The organism is Oceanospirillum sediminis (assembly GCF_014164585.1).
Lineage (GTDB): Bacteria > Pseudomonadota > Gammaproteobacteria > Pseudomonadales > Halomonadaceae > Oceanospirillum > Oceanospirillum sediminis.
The window spans coordinates 1-333 of sequence record NZ_JACJFM010000280.1 but is presented as its reverse complement, the minus strand read 5'-3'; the positions used below and the strand labels follow the sequence as shown (position 1 = coordinate 333).

General features: G+C 32.1%; 1 protein-coding gene. It reads left to right on the top strand.

Features of this window, described 5'->3' with window-relative positions; genetic code table 11:
* On the top strand, positions 1-333 hold a 333-nt coding region (locus H4O21_RS28690; protein ID WP_220495901.1), incomplete at both ends, for a hypothetical protein.

Here is a 333-nt window from a genome sequence, read left to right as displayed (position 1 = left end):
GTTGTAAAACTGTTTACGAGACATTTTCTGCAAATGATTTAACCTGTTACTACGATTTACAAGATGCTCCAGGAGCTACTCCCAAAGAGATTGAAGGCAAATACAACTTTTTGGACAATGCTAAAATTGTGGAAAACTTACTTGAATTTAACGATGACAACACACAGATTGTTACGCTATATATTCCACATATTCACTGTAGCTCTTGTATATGGATTCTAGAAAATTTGAACAAACTGAACTCTTCAATAAGCTCATCAATAGTGAATTTTGGAAAGAAAACTGTTCGTGTAAATTATAATGCAGAAAATTTTTCACTTAAGCAATTGGTAA